The organism is Agrococcus baldri (assembly GCA_900114805.1).
GTDB classification, from domain to species: domain Bacteria; phylum Actinomycetota; class Actinomycetes; order Actinomycetales; family Microbacteriaceae; genus Agrococcus; species Agrococcus baldri.
This window is the reverse complement of record FOZN01000003.1, coordinates 24635-42593: the sequence shown is the minus strand read 5'-3', so window position 1 is coordinate 42593 and position 17959 is coordinate 24635. Positions and strand designations below refer to the sequence as shown.

The following is a 17959-nucleotide window of genomic DNA, read 5'->3' as shown; positions in this document are numbered from 1 at the left end:
GCCGCCGGCGCGAGGAGGGATGCGGATGCTGCGCACGATGCTGCAGGGCAAGATCCACCGGGCGCGGGTCACCCAGGCCGAGCTGCACTACGTCGGCTCGATCACCATCGACGAGGAGCTGCTGGAGGCCGCCGACATCCTCCCCGGCCAGCAGGTCGACGTGGTCGACGTCGACAACGGCGCACGGCTGACGACGTACGCGCTGGCCGGCGAGCGCGGCAGCGGCACCCTGTGCATCAACGGCGCGGCCGCGCGCCTGGTGCACGTCGGCGACACGGTGATCGTGATCGCCTACGCGCAGCTCGAGACGTCCGAGGCGCGCGCCTTCACGCCCTCGGTGGTGTTCGTCGACGACGCCAACCGCGTGGTCGAGACGGGGCACGACCCGGGCAGCGCGCCGGAGGGCAGCGCGCTGCGCACCGCTGCCCGGCCGCTGGCCGGCTGAGCGCTCGGCCCAGGCTCGCCGAGGGGCGCATCCCGCTTCATCAGGCGCGCGCGGCCCGACGCCGTCAGGCGCGCAGCGCGGCGATCGCCTCGTCCCGGGTGGCCGCCGCCGCGAGGCGGTCGATGACCCCGGATGCGTCCAGGGCGTTGGCGAGCTCGGACAGGATCTGCAGGTGGCGCTTGGAGCTCGTGGCCGCGAGGCCGATGACGACGCGCACGGGGTCGTGATGCGTGTGCCCGAAGGCGACCGGCTCGTCGAGCACGACCACCGCGAGCGCATCGCGGCGCACCACGGCGCTGGCCTTCGCGTGCGGCACCGCGACGCCCGGCGCGACCACGCAGTAGGGGCCGGCCTGCTCGATTTGCTGCACGAGCTCGTCCACGTACGCGCGGCCGACCGCGCCGGCGGTCACCAGATCAACCCCCGCGGCGCGCACGGCGGCACGCCAGTCGGCGGCGTGGACCCCAGACGAGAAGGTCGCCTGATCGAGCGGAAGCGTCATCGTGCTGCGTCGTACCCGTCGGCGATCTCGTCGGCGAGCTGCTCGTAGTCCTCGAAGCTGCAGAAGGCGCTGGCCGCGGCATTCTGCGTCACCTGCTCGAGGTCGTCGAGGCTCCAGTCGAACGCATCCACCAGCAGGCCCAGCTCGCGCGTGAGCGTCGTCCCCGACTGCAGCCGGTTGTCGGGATTGACGGTGACGCAGAAGCCCAGCTGGTGCAGAAGGTCGATCGGGTGGTCGGTCAGCGCCGAGCCCCACTGCGCGATCGTGCCGGTCTGCAGGTTGGAGGAGGGGCTCACCTCGAGCGCGATCTGGCGATCCTTCACCCATTCGGCGATCTCGCCCAGCCGCACGACGATGGCGTCGTCGGTCTCCTCCTCGACCACGATGTCCTCGGCGATGCGCGTGCCGTGGCCGAGCCGCAGCGCGCGGCCGCTGAAGAGCGCGTCGGCGATCGAGTCGATGCCGGCCCCTTCGCCGGCGTGCACGGTGGCTGGGAAATGCGCCTTGGCGAGCGTGTCGAAGGCGGACTGCAGCCGCGACGCCGGGAAGCCGTCCTCCGGCCCGGCGATGTCGAAGCCGACCGCACCCGCATGGCGGTGGCGCAGGGCGAGCTGCGCGATCTCGTCGGCGCGGTCGAGGTGCCGCATGGCGCTGACGAGCTGGCCCACGCGGATGCGCCCGCCGTGGCTGGCGACCAGGCCGATGGCCTCCTCGATCCCCGCCTGCACGGCCTCGACCGCCTGGTCGAGCGTGAGCCCGCGCTGCAGGTGCTGCTCGGGCGCCCAGCGGATCTCGCCGTAGACGACGCCGTCCTCTGCGAGGTCGAGCACGAACTCCTTCGCGACCCGGCGCAGGCCGTGCTCGGTCTGCATGACGGCCGTCGTGAGGTCGAAGGTCTTCAGGTACTCGGGCAACGAGCCCGAGTCCGACTGCGCGGCGAACCACGCGCGCAGCGACTCGGCGTCGTCGGCGGGCAGCTCCAGCCCGATCTCCTCGCCGAGCTCGAGGATGGTCTGGGGACGCAGCCCGCCGTCGAGATGGTCGTGGAGGCTGACCTTGGGCAGCGTCTGGATGTCGACGCCGTCGACCTCGTACCGGCTCATCTCGCCTCCGTCGTCGGGATGCCTTGGGATTCGATCGTATCGGTCGGACGACCTGCAGGCGTGTCGGGTCCGCTGCCGCGCACGAGTGGCCGCGCGGAGGACGGCGGGATGCCGCAGCGGCGGCGTCGGGCGCGGCTCAGGCGCCGGAGGCCGCCAGGCCGAGCGCGGCGATGATGAAGCCGCCCGCGATGATCCACAGCAGCGCACCGATGACGAGCGTGGCGATCGAGAGCCCGATGCCCCACAGCGCCATCGTCCGGCCGGCGGGCTCGCGCTTGCGCGCCATCACGCCGACGACGATGCCGGCGATCGGCACGAGGATCGAGATGCCGAGGAAGATCGACGCGAGGCCCAGCACGAGGCTCACGATCGACAGCGTCTTCGGCTCCGCGCTGCCGTCGCCGCTCCCGGCTGCGCCCGCCGGCACGGATCGCGCGGGCTCGCTCGGCTGCGGCGTGTACGACTGGTGCTCGCTCATGACCTGCTCCTCCATCGATGGCACCATCGAACCACCTGCGCGCTCGCCGTGGTTGGGCGAATCCTCATCGTGCGCCCAGGGGCTCAGGCGATGCGCTCGCGGACGATCGGCGGCACCTCCACCGAGGAGCCTGGCGCGGCGAGCTCCCAGGCACCCTCGAGCGCCTCCAGCGCACGCGGGATGCGCGTGGCGTCGTCGGCAGCGATCGTCCACAGCGGGTCGCCCTTGCGCACGGCGTCGCCGGGCTTCACGTGCAGGTCGATGCCCGCCGCGTGCACGACCGGGTCGCTCGCCCGCGCGCGGCCGGCGCCGAGGCGCCACGCGGCGATGCCGAACGGCAGGGCGTCCTGCCGGGCAAGCACGCCGTCGGCCTCCGCCACCACGGTGTGCGTCTCGTTCGGCTGCGGCAGCGCCGCATCGGGGTCGCCGTCCTGCGCGATGACGAACTTCCGCCACACGTCCATCGCCCGGCCATCGGCGAGCGCCGCCTCGACGTCCGCGTCGGGCTGGCCCACCGCATCCAGCATCTCCCGCGCCAGGGCGACGGTCAGCTCCACCACGTCGGCGGGGCCGCCGCCGGCGAGCACCTCGACCGACTCGCGCACCTCGTTGGCGTTGCCGATCGCGAGGCCGAGCGGCGTGTCCATGGTGGTCAGCAGCGCGCGGGTCTCGACGCCGGCGTCGCGGCCCAGCTCGACCATCGTCATGGCCAGCTCGCGCGCCCGCTCGAACTCCTGCATGAAGGCGCCGGAGCCGAACTTCACATCGAGCACGAGCGCGCCGGTGCCCTCGGCGATCTTCTTCGACATGATCGAGGATGCGATGAGTGGGATGGCCTCGACGGTGCCGGTGATGTCGCGCAGCGCGTAGAGCCGCTTGTCGGCCGGCGCCAGGCCCGCGCCCGCGGCGCAGACCACGCCGCCGACGGTGCGCAGCTGCTCGAGCATCTCGTCGTTCGTGAGCTCGGCGCGCCAGCCGGGGATCGACTCGAGCTTGTCGAGCGTGCCGCCGGTGTGGCCGAGGCCGCGGCCCGAGAGCTGCGGCACGGCGGCGCCGAATGCCGCCACCAGGGGCATGAGCGGCAGCGTGATCTTGTCACCGACGCCGCCGGTGGAGTGCTTGTCGACCGTCGGCGCCTCGAGCGAGGAGAAGTCCATCCGCTCGCCGGAGGCGATCATCGCCATCGTCAGGTCGTGGATCTCGCGGCGGTCCATGCCGTTGAGCAGGATCGCCATCGCCAGCGCCGCCATCTGCGGGTCGTCGACGTAGTTGCGCGTGTAGGCATCGACGAGCCAGTCGATCTGCTCGGTCGAGAGCGTGCCCCTGTCGCGCTTCGTGCGGATGATGTCGACCGCGTCGAATGCCTCAGCCACGGTGCTCGGCCTCCCTCTGCTCTGCGTACTCGTCCAGCTGCCGGGGACCGAAGGCATCCGGCAGCACCTCGTCGATCGTGCGGATGCCGCTGACGGTGTCGAGCAGCATGCCCGGCGCCGCGTGCTCGAAGAGCAGCTGCCGGCAGCGGCCGCACGGCATCAGCCGCTCACCGGAGCCGTTCACGCACGCGAAGGCGACGAGCTTGCCGCCGCCGCCCATCACCATCTCGCTCACGAGCGAGCACTCCGCGCACAGGGTGACGCCGTAGGCGGCGTTCTCGATGTTCGCGCCGGCAACGACGCGACCGTCGTCGACGAGCGCGGCCGCCCCGACGGGGAAGCGCGAGTAGGGCACGTAGGCCTTCGCGCTCGCCTCCACCGCGCGGGCGTGCAGCGACTCCCAGTCGATCGTCGTCATTGCTTCCTGTACGGCTTGCCGCTCGCCGCGGGCGGCCTCGACTGCCCGATGAAGCCGGCCACCGCGAGGATGGTGATCACGTACGGGAGCATCAGCATGAACTCGCTCGGGACCGGCGAGCCGATCGCGCCGAGCGTCTGCTGCAGCGCGGAGGCGAAGCCGAACAGCAGCGCTGCCGCGGTCGCCTTGATCGGGTGCCACTGCCCGAAGATGACCGCCGCGAGGGCGATGTAGCCCAGACCCGCCGTCATCTCTCGCGTGAAGGCGCCGTTCGAGTCGAGCGTGAAGTAGGCGCCGCCGAGGCCGGCGACAGCGCCGGCCAGCGACACGTTCCAGAACCGCAGCCGCGGCACGTTGATGCCGACCGTGTCCGCCGCCAGCGGGTGCTCGCCGATCGCGCGCAGCCGCAGGCCCCACGTGGTCTTGAACAGGCCCCAGGCGATGAGCGGCACGATGAGGTACATCGCGTAGACGATCGCCGTCTGGTTGAACAGCGCCGGACCGATCAGCGGGATGTTCTCGAGCAGCGGGATGTTGAGCCGCGGCAGCCGATCGGGCGAGTTGAGCGCGGGATTGTCGGTGAGCACCGAGGAGTAGAAGAAGTTGGTCAGACCGGCGATCAGCACGTTGAGCACCACGCCCACGATGATCTGCTCGACGAAGTAGCGGATCGCGAACACGGCCAGCACCATCGACACGAGCACCGACGCGACCATGGCCGCGAACACGCCGACGATCGTGGAGCCGGTCGCCGAGGCGACCACGGCGCCGGTGAAGGCGCCGCCGAGCAGCTGCGCCTCGATGGCGATGTTCACGACACCGGCGCGCTCGGAGATCACGCCGCCCATGGCGCCGAAGATCAGCGGCACGGAGAGCCCGACGGTGGCGAACAGCAGCCCCGGGATCGGGATCATCGCGCCGGCGCCGGCCCAGACGAGGAAGCCCACCACGAACACGATGCCGAAGACGACCGGCAGCCAGGCGCCGACCTTCCGCACCGTCGCGGCCGCCCAGAAGGAGAACGCCGTCAGCAGCGCCAGCAGCACGACGACGACGACGCCGGTGGCGCGCACCGGCAGCAGCGCATCCGGGATCTGGAAGAAGTCGCCGCCGGAGGCCAGCCGCAGCCGCGCCAGGCCATCACGGGCGAGCAGGACCATCAGGATGAACGAGACGGCCGTCAGCACGGCGTAGGAGATCGGCGCCTTCCAGTGCTTGACGACGGCGCGCTCGAGCTCGATGCGCTCGTCGGCCGCCGGCTGCACCTCTGCGGGCTGCTGCGTGGTCACGACTGCGCTCCCTTCTGCTGCGTCATCGCCTTCAGCGCGGCCTCGTCACGACGCTGCCGGCGCGACTTCTTGCCCGGCTGCGGCAGGCCGAACATCGCGCGCACCAGCGGGGGCGCAGCGATGAACAGCACGATGAACGACTGCACGACGAGGATGATGTCGATCGGCACGCCCTCGGCCGCCTGCATGCGGAAGCCGCCGGCCTTGAACGCGCCGAACAGCAGCCCGGCGAAGAAGGTGCCCCACGGGGTGGAGCCGCCCAGCAGCGCCACGGTGATGCCGTCGAAGCCGATGCCGGCGTCGATGCCGGAGGTGAAGCCGGTGGTGACCGCCCCGGTCACCTGCTGCGCACCGGCGAGGCCCATGAAGCCGCCTGCGAAGGCCATCGCGAGCACGGTCAGCCGCTTGACGTCCATGCCGGCGTTCAGCGCGGCGCTCTTGTTGTAGCCGACGGCCCGGAACTGGAAGCCGAGGCTCGAGCGGTTGATCAGCCAGGAGCAGAAGATCACTGCCGCGACCGACAGCACGAAGCCCCAGTGCAGGATGAACGGAGGTCCGAAGATCGACGGCAGGGTCGCCGAATCCGGCATCGGTGGAGAGATCGGGTTGTTGCTCGCGGGGTTCTGCAGCAGCCCGGGGGTGCGCAGCATCCAGGTGATGAACCAGAGCGCGACGAAGTTGAGCATGATCGTCACGATCACCTCGTGCGCGCCGGTGAACGCCTTGAGCGCACCCGCTACGGCGCCCCAGATCGCGCCGGCGACGATGCCGACCGCGATGGCGACCAGCACGTGCAGCACGGGAGGCAGCTGGAAGCTGAAGCCGACCCAGCCGGCAGCGGCAGCGGCCCACAGCATCTGGCCGCGGCCACCGATGTTGAACAGTCCGACGCGGAAGGCGATCGCGACGCCCAGGCCGGCGGCGATCAGCGGGGTGGCGAAGTTCAGCGTGTCCGTGAGCGGCTTGATCATGGTGGCGAAGCCGGCTTCAGGGCGCGAGAAGTTGAGGATCGAGCCCTGGAAGAGTGCCGAGTAGGCGCCGAAGACAGCATCCCAGATCGCCCCCAGCATGTCGCCGGGGCGAGCGAAGAAGTAGCCGCTGGCGGCCTGCACGCGCTCGTCGGTCGCGGCGATCAGGATGCCGCCGACGACGAGCGAGGCGAAGATCGCCAGCAGTGCCATGACCAGGTTGCCGCCCATGATGCGCCGGAAGGCGCTGCCCCAGGGGTCGTCGTCCTCGACGGTGCGGTCGTCCGTCGCGCCGGGCGCCGTCGCCACCGGGGTGACCGCAGTCGCCTGCGGGGCGTGCACCACCGTGGGCTGCTCGCCGGAATCAGGCGAGCCGCCGGGTCGGTCTCGCTCGACGGGCTCGATGGGATCGTCGGCGTCACGAGGCGTGTCGTTCACGCTGCCGCTCCTTCGCTCGGGTCGGTCGGATCTGCGGGTGCAGCCGCGGGAGGCTCGCCGGCCATCATCAGGCCGAGCGTGTCACGGCTGGTGTCGGCCGGCACGACGCCCACCACGCCGCCGCGGTACATCACCGCGATGCGGTCGGCCAGACCGACCACCTCGTCGAGCTCTGTCGAGACGACGATGACGGGGATGCCCGCGTCGCGGCTCGCGATGACCTGGCTGTGCACGAACTCGATCGAGCCGACATCCAGACCGCGGGTGGGCTGCGAGGCGACGAACAGTGACAGCGGGCGGCCGAGCTCGCGGGCGAGCACCACCTTCTGCTGGTTGCCGCCGGAGAGGGTGCCGACATGCGTGTCGATGCCCTGGGCTCGGATGTCGAAGGCATCCAGCTTCTCCGTCGCGAACTCATCGCGCACGGCTCGGTCGATCGATCCGACCCTGACGAAGGGCTCGCCCCGGTAGCGGTCGAGCATGAGGTTCTCGGCGATCGTGAAGTCGCCGACGAGGCCGTCGACCGTCCTGTCCTCCGGCACGAAGCCGACGCCCGAATCGAGCACCTCGCGCACCGACTTCCCCTGCAGCTCGAGACCGTTGAGCTTGATGGAACCCGTCGTGCGCGGCTGCATGCCGATGATCGCCTCGGTCAGCTCGGTCTGACCGTTGCCCTGCACACCGGCGATGCACAGCACCTCGCCGCCGCGGACATCGAAGGAGACGTCGTTGACGACCTTCTGGCCGATGGCGTCCAGCACGGTGAGCCCACGGATCTCGACGATGTTGTCCGTGAGCACCGGCGGGCTCTTCTGCACGGTCAGCTCGACCGCACGGCCGACCATCATCGAGGCGAGCTCGTTGCTGGAGTCCTCGCGGCTCGCCTCGCCGACCACCTTGCCCAGGCGGATGACCGTGATGCGGTCGGCGATCGCGCGCACCTCGCGCAGCTTGTGGGTGATGAAGACGATGGCAGTGCCCTCGTCGCGGAGCTGCTGCATGATCGCCATCAGCTCGTCGGTCTCCCGCGGCGTCAGCACGGCGGTGGGCTCGTCGAACACGAGCACCTTCGCATCCTGCGACAGCGCCTTGATGATCTCGACCCGCTGCTGCACACCGACGGGCAGGTCCTCGATCTTCGCGTCCGGATCGATGTGGAAGCCGAAGCGGTCGGAGATCTCGCGCACCTTCTGCTTGGCGCCGGAGAGCCCGCCGAGCGCCTTCTCGTGCCCGAGCAGCACGTTCTCGGCGACGGTGAAGACCGGGATCAGCATGAAGTGCTGGTGCACCATGCCGATGCCGGCGCGCATGGCGTCCCCGGGACCGGAGAAGTGCTGCACCTCGCCATCGAGCAGGATCTGGCCCTCATCGGCCTGATAGAGCCCGTAGAGCACGTTCATGAGGGTCGACTTGCCGGCGCCGTTCTCACCCAGCAGGCAGTGGATCTCGCCCGCGTTCACCTCGAGGTCGATGTGATCGTTGGCGGTGAGGGCGCCGAAGCGCTTCGTGATGCCCTTGAGCTCGAGGGTCATGTGCCCTTCCTTCGACGACGGTGACGACGCAAGTGAATCTAGTGGGTATGCGCGCGAGCGCGCGCTCCGGTGCCGCTCACGCGTGTGGGGGCCGGCAGGCGCCGACCCCCACGCGCGATGTGTGCTTACTGCTGCGGGCTGGACGGAGACTCGACCACGATGTCACCGGCGATGATGCCGGCCGTGATCTCGTCGAGCTGAGCCTGCAGCTCCGGGTCGACAACGTCTTCGAAGTCGTGGAACGGCGCAAGCGCGACGCCCTCGTTCTCGAGCGTTCCGACGTACGGCTCGCTCGAGAACTCGCCGGCAGCGGCCTGGTTCACGACCGTCTCCACACCGGTCGCCATGCCCTTGAGGATCGAGGTCAGGAAGAGGTCGGCGTTCTCGGTCGACGTCTCGTACAGGTCGGCGTCGACGCCCACCAGCGCGATGCCCGAGTCGTCGCCCTGGTCGCGGATCGCCTCTGCGGCCGACAGGAAGATCGGGCCGCCGACGGGCAGCAGCACGTCAGCGTTCTGGCCGATGAAGGTCTGAGCCATCGACTTCGCCTCGACGCCGGCCTCGAAGCCGCCCGTGAACGAGCCGTCCTGCGCCTCGGGGTCCCAGCCGAGCACCTGCACGTCCGTGCCGTTCTGCTCGTTGAAGTACATGGCGCCCTCGTAGAAGCCATCCATGAAGATCGTCACCGGCGGGATCGGCAGGCCGCCCCAGGTGGCGATGATGCCCGTCTCGGTGTAGGAGGCGGCTGCGTAGCCGGCCAGGAAGGCCGCCTGCGCGGTGTCGTACACGATGGGCTGCACGTTGGGCAGATCGATCGAGCTGTCGTCGATGATCGCGTAGTTGAGGTCGGGGTTGGCCTCAGCCGACGCTGCGGTCGCCTCGGCGAGCGAGAAGCCGACCGAGACGATCATGTTGCAGCCCTGGTCGATGACGCTCGAGAGGTTGGGCGCGTAGTCGGCAGCGGACTGCGACTCGACCGAGATGGGCTCGACGCCGAGCGACTCTGCCGCGGCGGTGAGGCCCTCGAGGCCGAGCTGGTTGAACGAGCGGTCGTCGAAGCCGCCCGAGTCGGAGACGATGCAGGGCGTGATGTCGGCCGTGGCCGCGGGCTCCGAGCCGGTCGGCTCGGACTCAGCGGGCGCCTCCGGCGCAGCGGCACAACCGGCGAGCAGCAGCGACGCGCCGAGCGCGATCGCGCCGCCGCGGAGGGCGGATCGAGTGGTCTTCCTCAAGGGATTCCTCCAGTGCAAAGGATGCTCGCCGCGGCGCGGCGTAGCGCATGTTGGGTCGAGCATAGAGCCGCATCCGCCCCGTGGGCGCCGTGCCGGTTACACCGCAATGCAATCGTTGCAATTGCTGAGTCCCGCTCAGGGGCTCGAGGGCGACTCCACCGTGATCTCGCCGGCGATGATCTGCTGCCGCAGCGCATCCAGCTCGGCCTTCGTCTCGTCGCTGACGCGCGAGTCGAGGTCGTGGAACGGCGCGATGTCGACACCGCCGTTGTCGAGGGTGCCGATGATGGGCTCGTTCGAGATCGTGCCGTCGACGGCGTCCTCGACGGCGCCGACCACGGCGTCCTCCGTGTTCTTCAGGATGCTGGTCAGCAGCAGCGGGTGGAACTCGGCCGGCAGCGTGTCATAGCCGTCGTTGTCGACCCAGATCACGAGCGCCTCGCCGCCGGCGTCGAGCGAGGCGCGGAAGGCGCCCTCGCCGACCTGCCCCGCGACCGGCAGGATCACGTCGGCGCCCTGCGAGATGAACGCCTGCGTCTGCGACTGGCCGAGGCTGACGTTCTCGAAGTCGCCGGTGAAGGTGCCGTCCTGCGACTCCGGGTCCCAGCCGAGCAGCTCGACCTGGGTGCCCTTCGCCTCGTTGTAGGCGTCGATGCCGGCGGCGAAGCCATCCATGAACAGCGTCACCGGCGGCTGGTTGCCGCCGCCGAACGTGGCGACGATGCCGGTCTCGGTGACGGATGCGGCGGTGTAGCCGGCGAGGTAGGCCGCCTGCGCGGTGTCGAAGACGATGGAGCGCACGTTCGGCGCCTCGACGATCTCGTCGACGATCGCGAACTGCACGTCGGGATTCGCTGCCGCCTGCTCCTCGGTCGCGGCGACAAGCTCGTAGCCGACGGTCAGCACGAAGCCGCAGCCGGTGCCGACTGCCGCTGCCACGTTCGGGGCGAGGTCGCTCTCGGTGGTCGAGACGAGCGCGTTGACCTCGACGCCGAGCTCCTCCTGCGCGCGCTCCATGCCCGCCCAGCTGGTCTCGTTGAACGAGCGGTCGTTCAGGCCGCCCGAGTTCGTGACCATCTGCGCGCACTCGAGCGACTGCTCGGCACCGGGATCGCCGGGAGCGCCGGATTCGGCGGGCGGAGGCGCGGCGCAGCCGGCGAGCAGGACGAGGGCGGCGAGCGCGGGGACAGCGAGCGTGCGGGACAAGGGCGACTCCTTCGTGCGGTGGCGCAATCGTAACCGGCCCTGGGTGCGCGCGTGGCGCACGGCCCCTGCGGCGGTGCGCTGCGGTCGTCAGAGCGCGTCGGTGTTGCCCGAGCGGCGCACCGCGTCGACGACCTGCTTCACCCGCTGCGCATTGTCGGTCGTGGTGACCAGCAGCGCATCCGGGGTGTCCACCACCACCACGTCGTGGATGCCCACCACCGAGACGATGCGCTTCGACTGCGAGACCACGATGCCGCTCGCCGAGTCGGCCAGCACCGTGCCCTCGCTGCCGAGGATCGCGAGCCGCCCGCGGCGGCCGTTGTTGTGCAGCTTCGCGACGGCCGAGAAGTCGCCCACGTCGTCCCAGTCGAAGTCGCCCGGCACGACCACCATGCGGCCGCGGGCGGCCGCGGGCTCGGCCACCGAGTAGTCGATCGCGATCTTCTGCAGCTGCGGCCAGATGCGGTCGACCGCCGGACCGCGTCGTGCCGGCTCGTCCCAGGCCTCGGCCAGCTCCTCGATCTGCGCGGCGAGCTCCGGCTCCTCCGCCGCGAGCTCGGCGAGCAGCACATCGGCACGGGCGATGAACATGCCCGCGTTCCAGAGGTAGTCGCCCTCGTCGAGATACCGCTGCGCGACCTGGGCCGAGGGCTTCTCGACGAACTCCCGCACGATCGCCGCGCGCGGCGCGTCCGCGACGCCGACGCTGTCCCCGGCACGGATGTAGCCGAAGCCGATGGCCGGCTCGGTCGGCGTGATGCCGATCGTGGCGATGTAGCCCGCGCGCGCGGCGGCCACGGCCTCGGCCGTCACCCGGCGGAACGCGCGCTCGTCGGCGATCACGTGGTCGGCGGCGAACGAGCCGACGATCACGTCCGGCTCGCGCCGGCGCAGGATCGCTGCCGCGAGCGCCACCGCCACGGTCGAGTCGCGCGGATCGGCCTCGAGCACGATGTTGGCATCCTCGAGCTCGGGGATCTGCGCCTCGACGGCCGCCCGATGCGCGCGCCCGGTGACCACCATCGTGCGGCCAGTGCCCGACAGCGGGGTCAGCCGGTCGTAGGTCGCCCGCAGCAGCGTCTTGCCGCTGCCGGTGAGGTCGTGCAGGAACTTCGGTGCGTCCGCGCGCGACAGCGGCCAGAGTCGCGAGCCGGTGCCACCCGCAGGGATGATGCTGTAGAAGTCGTCGAGGGTCGCCACGGTGCGAGCCTAGCCAGCCGATCCTCACCGCCCGTTCACCGGCCGTTCACCGGCTGCTCCCGGCTGCGTCCACGCGGCAGTCCTACCGTGGGTCCGTGAGCATCGAGCGAGTCGCGATCGTGACCGAGAGCTTCCTCCCGACCGTCAACGGCGTGACCACCTCCGTCTGCCGCGTGCTCGACCATCTGGTCGACACCGGTCGCGAGGCCGTCGTCATCACGCCCCGCTGCGGTGCCCCGGTGCACTACCGCGGCGTGCCCGTGCACGAGGTCCCCTCCTTCGCCTACCGGCGCTTCCCCGTCGGCCTGCCGAGCCCGCAGGTCGCAGCCCTGCTGGCGCGGTTCCAGCCCGACATCCTGCACGCCGCGAGCCCGTTCATGCTCGGCGGCCAGGCCATCGCCGAAGCGGCGCGCATCGGGCTGCCGAGCGTCGCGATCTACCAGACCGATGTCGCCGGCTTCGCCCGCCGCAACCGGCTCGGCGCCGGCGCAGCCTTCGCCTGGCAGATCATCCGGCTGATCCACAACAGCGCCGACCGCACGCTCGCCCCATCGAGCGCCGCACTCGACGATCTCGCAGCAGCGGGCGTGAAGCGCGTGCACCGCTGGGCGCGCGGGGTCGACCTCGACGGCTTCCACCCCGACAACCGCAGAGGGCCAGCAGCGGCGAACCTGCGCCGCCGGATCGCTCCAGGCGGGGAGACGATCGTCGGCTACGTCGGCAGGATCGCTCCCGAGAAGGGGCTCGACCGGCTGCACGCGCTCGCGGGCCTGCCCGGCATCCGGCTCGCGATCGTCGGCGACGGCCCCGGCATGCACGACACGCGACGGCAGCTGGCGCCGCTCGCACCGGTGTTCCTCGGGCAGCTCTCGGGCACCGCGCTGCGCGCCGCCTACGCCGCGATGGATCTGTTCGTGCACACCGGCGCCGAGGAGACCTTCGGCCAGACGCTGCAGGAGGCGGCGGCCGGCGGCCTCCCGGTCGTCGCGCCCCGCGCCGGCGGCCCCATCGACCTCGTGGACCACGGCACGACCGGGTTCCTCTTCGAGCCCGACGACGCATCCGCGCTGCGCACCGCCGTCGGGCGTCTGGTCGCCGATGCAGGCATGCGGTCGCGGATGGGTGAGGCCGGCCGCCGCCGCGTGCTCGGCCGGTCGTGGCCAGCGGTGATCGACCAGCTGCTCGGCCACTACGAGGCTGCGGCGCGGCGCTCGCTCCGCGGCGCGGACGGCCTCGTCGGCGCCTGAGCGCTGGAGCTCGGAGCGGAGACGCTCTCGGGTCTCCGCCGCGGCACCAGCTGCCCGGCCCGTCCCGGGCCGGGGTCACCGGCGGTCTCCGGCCGCGTTCGCGGCGGGCATAGGATGGAGGGACCTTGCCCGGTCCAACAACGGAGGGAACGCGCGTGTCTGAGACATCGAGCAGCCTCACCCTCCCCGACCCCAGTCCTCGGAGGACCACGTTCAGCGGCACGCTGTATCGCGGCAATGAGGGCATGTGGTCGTGGGTGCTCCACCGCATCACCGGTGTGGCGATCTACTTCTTCCTGCTTGTGCACGTGCTCGACACCGCGCTGATCCGCGTGAGTCCAGAGGCGTACAACGCGGTGATGGCGACGTACAAGAACCCGATCATGGGCCTCGGCGAGGTCGTGCTGGTCGGGGCCGTCGTGCTGCACGCCATGAACGGCCTGCGCATCATCCTGGTCGACGCGTGGCCGTGGGCGACCAAGCACCAGCGCCTGCTGTTCTGGATCGTGATGGGCCTCGTCGCCGTGCTGATGCTGTACTTCACGCCGACGCACCTCATCAACGTGTTCTCGCCGATGGACGGGGGCCACTGATGACCGCGACGATCGAGAACCCGAACTACGCCTACCCGGCCCGCTCCGCCGGCCGCCGCGGCCCGAACCTCGAGAAGGCCGGCTGGATCTTCATGCGCGCCTCCGGCGTCGTGCTGGTCGTGCTGATCTTCGGCCACCTGGCGTTCAACCTGCTCTGGACCCCCGGCGGCATCCACGCCGTCGACTTCGGCTTCGTGGGCGGCAAGCTCGCCCAGCCGTTCTGGCAGTGGTGGGATGTGCTGATGCTGTGGCTGGCGATCCTGCACGGCTCGAACGGCATGCGCACCATCGTCAACGACTACGTGCACAAGCCCACGATCCGCACCGTCGCCCTGTGGGCGATCGGCATCGCGGCCGCGGTCCTCATCATCCTCGGCACGCTCATCACGTTCACGTTCAACCCGTGCCCCGAGGGCGCGGACCTCTCGCTGCTGCCGTCGTTCTGCGCAGAGCTCTAAGCACGATTCGGAGATCCCCAGTACATGGCTGATCAGAGTTCCGTCACCGACGGCATCCACTACCACCAGCACGACGTCGTCATCGTGGGCGCCGGCGGCGCCGGCATGCGTGCCGCGATCGAGTCGGCTCCGAAGGCCTCGACCGCGGTCATCACGAAGCTCTACCCCACGCGCTCCCACACCGGTGCGGCGCAGGGCGGCATGGCCGCCGCGCTCGCCAACGTGGAGGAGGACAGCAACGAGTGGCACACGTACGACACCGTCAAGGGCGGCGACTACCTCACCGACCAGGACTCCGCTGAGATCCTGACCCGCGAGGCGATCGACGCGGTCTACGACCTCGAGAACATGGGCCTGCCGTTCAACCGCACGGCTGAGGGCAAGATCGACCAGCGCCGCTTCGGCGGGCACACGCGCGACCACGGCAAGGCTCCCGTGCGCCGCGCCTGCTACGCGGCCGACCGCACCGGGCACATGATCCTGCAGACGCTCTACCAGAACTGCGTCAAGCACGGCGTGCAGTTCTTCAACGAGTTCTACGTGCTCGACCTCGTGATGGCGGAGGTCGACGGGGCCAAGCGCGTCTCCGGCGTCGTCGCGTACGAGCTCGCGACCGGCGAGATCCACGTCTTCCAGGGCAAGTCCGTCATCTTCGCGACCGGCGGCTTCGGCAAGATCTTCAAGACCACCTCGAACGCGCACACGCTCACGGGCGACGGCGTCGGCATCGTCTGGCGCAAGGGCCTTCCGCTCGAGGACATGGAGTTCTACCAGTTCCACCCGACGGGCCTCGCCGGCCTCGGCATCCTCCTCACCGAGGGCGCCCGCGGCGAGGGCGCGATCCTGCGCAACGCCTCCGGCGAGCGCTTCATGGAGCGCTACGCGCCCACCATCAAGGACCTCGCCCCGCGCGACATCGTCGCCCGCTCGATGGTGCAGGAAGTGCTCGACGGCCGCGGCGCCGGGCCGCACAAGGACTACGTCTACCTCGACTGCACCCACCTGGGCGCCGAGGTGCTCGAGACGAAGCTGCCCGACATCACCGAGTTCGCCCGCACCTACCTGGGTGTCGACCCGGTCACCGAGCGCGTGCCGGTCTACCCCACCGCGCACTACGCGATGGGCGGCATCCCGACGAACAACGACGCCGAGGTGCTCGCCGACAACGAGACCGTGGTGCCGGGCCTGTACGCCGCCGGCGAGTGCGCGTGCGTCTCGGTGCACGGCGCCAACCGCCTGGGCACCAACTCGCTGCTCGACATCAACGTCTTCGGCAAGCGCGCCGGCAACAACGCGGTCGCGTACGCGCAGACCGCCGACTTCGTCGACCTGCCCGCAGACGCCGCCGACGGCGTCGTGAAGCTGCTCGCGCAGCTGCGCGAGGGCACCGGCACCGAGAACGTCGCCGAGATCCGCAAGGCGCTGCAGGAGACGATGGACCGCAACGCCCAGGTGTTCCGCACCGACGAGACGCTGCAGCGGGCCCTCGCCGACATCGCCGAGCTCCGGACGCGCTACCCGAACGTGCGCATCCACGACCGCGGCCGCCGGTTCAACACCGATCTGCTCGAGGCGGTCGAGCTGGGCTTCCTGCTCGACCTGGCCGAGATCCTGGTCGTCTCGGCCCTCAACCGCAAGGAGTCGCGCGGCGCCCACATGCGCGACGACTACCCCAAGCGCGACGACGAGAACTACATGCAGCACACGATGGCGTACCGAGTCGCGGGCGACATCGGCCTGCCGCAGGAGATCCGGCTGGACTGGAAGCCCGTGCGCTTCACGCACTACGAGCCGCAGGAGAGGAAGTACTGATGAGCCAGAGCGAGCAGAAGAACGAGCACAGCCTCGGCAGCGAGGGCGCATCGGAGGCCGGCGACCCGAGTGCACAGGCTGAGGCAGCGGTCGACGCGACGACTGCCGACGCGCAGGCCGTGAGCGCAGGCGGTACGACCCCGAGCCCCGCCGACTCCGCCGCCGAGGGCACCGCGCGCCAGGTCGAGCCCGAGCCGGTCGAGGAGCCGCAGAGCTTCCCCGTCACGATCATCGTGCGCCGCTACGACCCCGAGGTCGACGAGGAGCCGCGCTGGGTCGACTACGACGTGCAGATGTTCGCGACCGAGCGCATCCTCGACGCCCTGCACCGCATCAAGTGGGAGCAGGACCCCTCGCTCGCCTTCCGCCGCTCGTGCGCCCACGGCGTGTGCGGCTCGGACGCCATGCGCATCAACGGCAAGAACCGGCTCGCCTGCAAGGCGCTCGTGAAGGACTTCGACACCTCGAAGCCCATCTACGTCGAGGCGATCAAGGGCCTGCCGCTCGAGAAGGACCTGATCGTCGACATGGAGCCGTTCTTCGACTCCTTCCGCGAGATCCAGCCCTTCCTGCAGGCCACCGGCAAGCCCGACAAGGAGCGCCACCAGACCATCGCGCAGCGCGAGCGCTTCGACGACACGACCAAGTGCATCCTCTGCGCCGCCTGCACCACCTCGTGCCCGGTGTTCTGGACGGACGGCCAGTACTTCGGCCCGGCAGCGATCGTGAACGCGCACCGCTTCATCTTCGACTCGCGCGACGAGGCGAGCCAGGTGCGCCTCGACATCCTGAACGACCAGGAGGGCGTGTGGCGCTGCCGCACGACGTTCAACTGCACGGATGCATGCCCGCGCGGCATCCAGGTCACCAAGGCCATCGCAGAGGTCAAGCAGGCCATGATCTCGGGCGTGAAGCTCTGAGCTGAGCCGCATCGAAGAAGGCCGGACCTCTCGGGGATCCGGCCTTGTTCGTCAGCAGCGGCGACTACGAGCGCCGCAGAGCGACGACATTCGCGATCGCCCACGCGACCGCCAGCGCGAGCACCTGCCCGGTGAGCACCACGAACATCGGGCTGCCGGGCTCGAGCAGCACCATGCCGATGACGAAGACGGTCATCGTGAGCAGGAGCGCGACGACGCCGACGATGGCAAGGGCCCGCGTGCCGACAGCGCGGTCGCGCTCATCGACGTACTCCGCCGCGTTGAGCCGCGTGAGGTCGCTCGCCCGGCCCGATCGCGCGTAGACGGCGCTGCCCGCGATGGCGAGCGCCACGACCAGGAAGATGCCGGCGGCGACCCATCGCCCGAGCACCGCCATGATGACACCGGCGATGAGCGTCACGGCCGCCATCACGACGTTCCACCACGACATCCCGAATCGCTTACGCGTCGACATCGAACAGCTCCTCCACGGTGGTCCCGAAGTGCCGCGCCAGATGCACGGCGAGGGTGAGTGAGGGGTCGTAGCGGCCGGTCTCGATCGCGTTGATCGTCTGGCGCGAGACGCCCATGGCCGTCGCGAGCGCCTGCTGCGACAGCTCCCGCTCCATCCGCAGTGCGCGGACACGACTCTCCATGTGTGGAAAGCGTACTTGACACATGCGTGGATGACAAGCAGACTTGACATGTCAAGCGCACTTGTCATCTCCGCGCCGCACGCCACCAC

Annotated in this window: 19 protein-coding genes; 6 read left to right on the top strand and 13 right to left on the bottom strand. The window is 70.3% G+C overall.

Features of this window, described 5'->3' with window-relative positions:
- Window positions 1-25: 25 nt before the first annotated feature.
- Complete coding sequence (panD, locus tag BM288_RS08505) at window positions 26-445, top strand: aspartate 1-decarboxylase (protein WP_092917945.1); 420 nt, start codon at window positions 26-28, stop codon at window positions 443-445.
- 64 nt (window positions 446-509) lie between these two features.
- Here panD and BM288_RS08500 read toward each other — a convergent pair whose 3' ends face one another.
- The 11 genes from BM288_RS08500 to BM288_RS08450 form a co-directional block, all read right to left on the bottom strand.
- Complete coding sequence (locus BM288_RS08500) at window positions 510-947, bottom strand: PTS sugar transporter subunit IIA (RefSeq protein ID WP_092917943.1); 438 nt, start codon at window positions 945-947, stop codon at window positions 510-512.
- Window positions 944-2050, bottom strand: a complete 1107-nt coding sequence (locus tag BM288_RS08495) for an adenosine deaminase (protein WP_092917941.1) — start codon at window positions 2048-2050, stop codon at window positions 944-946. The genes BM288_RS08500 and BM288_RS08495 overlap by 4 nt, the downstream gene beginning before the upstream one ends.
- Before the next feature lie 136 nt (window positions 2051-2186).
- Window positions 2187-2528, bottom strand: coding sequence for a DUF4190 domain-containing protein (locus BM288_RS08490; protein WP_318255439.1), 342 nt, complete (start codon window positions 2526-2528; stop codon window positions 2187-2189).
- An 83-nt stretch (window positions 2529-2611) separates the two neighbouring features.
- The gene (locus tag BM288_RS08485) at window positions 2612-3901 is read right to left on the bottom strand and encodes a thymidine phosphorylase (protein WP_318255438.1); all 1290 of its coding nucleotides are present in this window, start codon (window positions 3899-3901) and stop codon (window positions 2612-2614) included.
- Window positions 3894-4319, bottom strand: a complete 426-nt coding sequence (locus BM288_RS08480) for a cytidine deaminase (protein ID WP_092917937.1) — start codon at window positions 4317-4319, stop codon at window positions 3894-3896. The genes BM288_RS08485 and BM288_RS08480 overlap by 8 nt, the downstream gene beginning before the upstream one ends.
- Entirely contained in the window at window positions 4316-5608 is a 1293-nt protein-coding gene (locus BM288_RS08475; RefSeq protein ID WP_318255437.1) for an ABC transporter permease, read from the bottom strand. The genes BM288_RS08480 and BM288_RS08475 overlap by 4 nt, the downstream gene beginning before the upstream one ends.
- Complete coding sequence (locus BM288_RS08470; protein WP_318255436.1) at window positions 5605-7014, bottom strand: ABC transporter permease; 1410 nt, start codon at window positions 7012-7014, stop codon at window positions 5605-5607. Before BM288_RS08470 ends, BM288_RS08475 begins: the two co-directional genes overlap by 4 nt.
- Window positions 7011-8546, bottom strand: coding sequence for an ABC transporter ATP-binding protein (locus tag BM288_RS08465; protein WP_092917935.1), 1536 nt, complete (start codon window positions 8544-8546; stop codon window positions 7011-7013). Before BM288_RS08465 ends, BM288_RS08470 begins: the two co-directional genes overlap by 4 nt.
- Before the next feature lie 125 nt (window positions 8547-8671).
- Window positions 8672-9778, bottom strand: a complete 1107-nt coding sequence (locus tag BM288_RS08460; RefSeq protein WP_318255435.1) for a BMP family lipoprotein — start codon at window positions 9776-9778, stop codon at window positions 8672-8674.
- Window positions 9779-9913: 135 nt separating this feature from the next.
- Entirely contained in the window at window positions 9914-10984 is a 1071-nt protein-coding gene (locus BM288_RS08455; protein ID WP_318255434.1) for a BMP family lipoprotein, read from the bottom strand.
- A gap of 87 nt (window positions 10985-11071) precedes the next feature.
- Entirely contained in the window at window positions 11072-12184 is a 1113-nt protein-coding gene (locus tag BM288_RS08450) for a mannose-1-phosphate guanylyltransferase (protein WP_092917931.1), read from the bottom strand.
- A 95-nt stretch (window positions 12185-12279) separates the two neighbouring features.
- Between BM288_RS08450 and BM288_RS08445 the strand changes: the two genes are divergently transcribed.
- The 5 genes from BM288_RS08445 to BM288_RS08425 all read left to right on the top strand — a co-directional run bounded on the left by BM288_RS08445 (window position 12280) and on the right by BM288_RS08425 (window position 17214).
- On the top strand, window positions 12280-13431 hold the full coding sequence (locus BM288_RS08445; protein WP_177220317.1) for a glycosyltransferase family 4 protein: 1152 nt from the start codon (window positions 12280-12282) through the stop codon (window positions 13429-13431).
- Between the two features lie 155 nt (window positions 13432-13586).
- The gene (sdhC, locus tag BM288_RS08440) at window positions 13587-14024 is read left to right on the top strand and encodes a succinate dehydrogenase, cytochrome b556 subunit (protein WP_404799696.1); all 438 of its coding nucleotides are present in this window, start codon (window positions 13587-13589) and stop codon (window positions 14022-14024) included.
- Window positions 14024-14482, top strand: coding sequence for a succinate dehydrogenase hydrophobic membrane anchor subunit (locus tag BM288_RS08435; RefSeq protein WP_092917927.1), 459 nt, complete (start codon window positions 14024-14026; stop codon window positions 14480-14482). The genes sdhC and BM288_RS08435 overlap by 1 nt, the downstream gene beginning before the upstream one ends.
- 24 nt (window positions 14483-14506) lie before the next feature.
- Window positions 14507-16294 (top strand): succinate dehydrogenase flavoprotein subunit, encoded by a 1788-nt coding sequence (gene sdhA / locus BM288_RS08430; RefSeq protein WP_092917925.1) that lies wholly within the window; start codon window positions 14507-14509, stop codon window positions 16292-16294.
- A 119-nt stretch (window positions 16295-16413) separates the two neighbouring features.
- Entirely contained in the window at window positions 16414-17214 is an 801-nt protein-coding gene (locus BM288_RS08425) for a succinate dehydrogenase iron-sulfur subunit (RefSeq protein WP_092919011.1), read from the top strand.
- Between the two features lie 64 nt (window positions 17215-17278).
- On the opposite strand, the gene BM288_RS08420 is transcribed toward BM288_RS08425, so the two are convergent.
- Together BM288_RS08420 and BM288_RS08415 are read right to left on the bottom strand one after the other, a co-directional pair.
- Window positions 17279-17689 carry a hypothetical protein gene (locus BM288_RS08420; RefSeq protein ID WP_143103069.1) on the bottom strand — a complete coding sequence of 137 codons (411 nt, stop codon included), beginning with the start codon at window positions 17687-17689 and terminating at the stop codon, window positions 17279-17281.
- Window positions 17676-17870: a helix-turn-helix transcriptional regulator gene (locus tag BM288_RS08415; protein ID WP_092917921.1), complete on the bottom strand. Its 195-nt coding sequence runs from the start codon at window positions 17868-17870 to the stop codon at window positions 17676-17678. Before BM288_RS08415 ends, BM288_RS08420 begins: the two co-directional genes overlap by 14 nt.
- Between the last annotated feature and the right edge of the window lie 89 nt (window positions 17871-17959).

What these genes read in the sequence shown, in the direction of transcription:
- panD (WP_092917945.1), top strand. Translation starts at nt 26, where the DNA reads ATGCTGCGCACGATGCTGCAGGGCAAGATCCACCGGGCGCGGGTCACC.
- BM288_RS08500 (WP_092917943.1), bottom strand. Translation starts at nt 947, where the DNA reads ATGACGCTTCCGCTCGATCAGGCGACCTTCTCGTCTGGGGTCCACGCC.
- BM288_RS08495 (WP_092917941.1), bottom strand. Translation starts at nt 2,050, where the DNA reads ATGAGCCGGTACGAGGTCGACGGCGTCGACATCCAGACGCTGCCCAAG.
- BM288_RS08490 (WP_318255439.1), bottom strand. Translation starts at nt 2,528, where the DNA reads ATGAGCGAGCACCAGTCGTACACGCCGCAGCCGAGCGAGCCCGCGCGA.
- BM288_RS08480 (WP_092917937.1), bottom strand. Translation starts at nt 4,319, where the DNA reads ATGACGACGATCGACTGGGAGTCGCTGCACGCCCGCGCGGTGGAGGCG.
- BM288_RS08465 (WP_092917935.1), bottom strand. Translation starts at nt 8,546, where the DNA reads ATGACCCTCGAGCTCAAGGGCATCACGAAGCGCTTCGGCGCCCTCACC.
- BM288_RS08435 (WP_092917927.1), top strand. Translation starts at nt 14,024, where the DNA reads ATGACCGCGACGATCGAGAACCCGAACTACGCCTACCCGGCCCGCTCC.
- sdhA (WP_092917925.1), top strand. Translation starts at nt 14,507, where the DNA reads ATGGCTGATCAGAGTTCCGTCACCGACGGCATCCACTACCACCAGCAC.
- BM288_RS08420 (WP_143103069.1), bottom strand. Translation starts at nt 17,689, where the DNA reads ATGTCGACGCGTAAGCGATTCGGGATGTCGTGGTGGAACGTCGTGATG.
- BM288_RS08415 (WP_092917921.1), bottom strand. Translation starts at nt 17,870, where the DNA reads ATGGAGAGTCGTGTCCGCGCACTGCGGATGGAGCGGGAGCTGTCGCAG.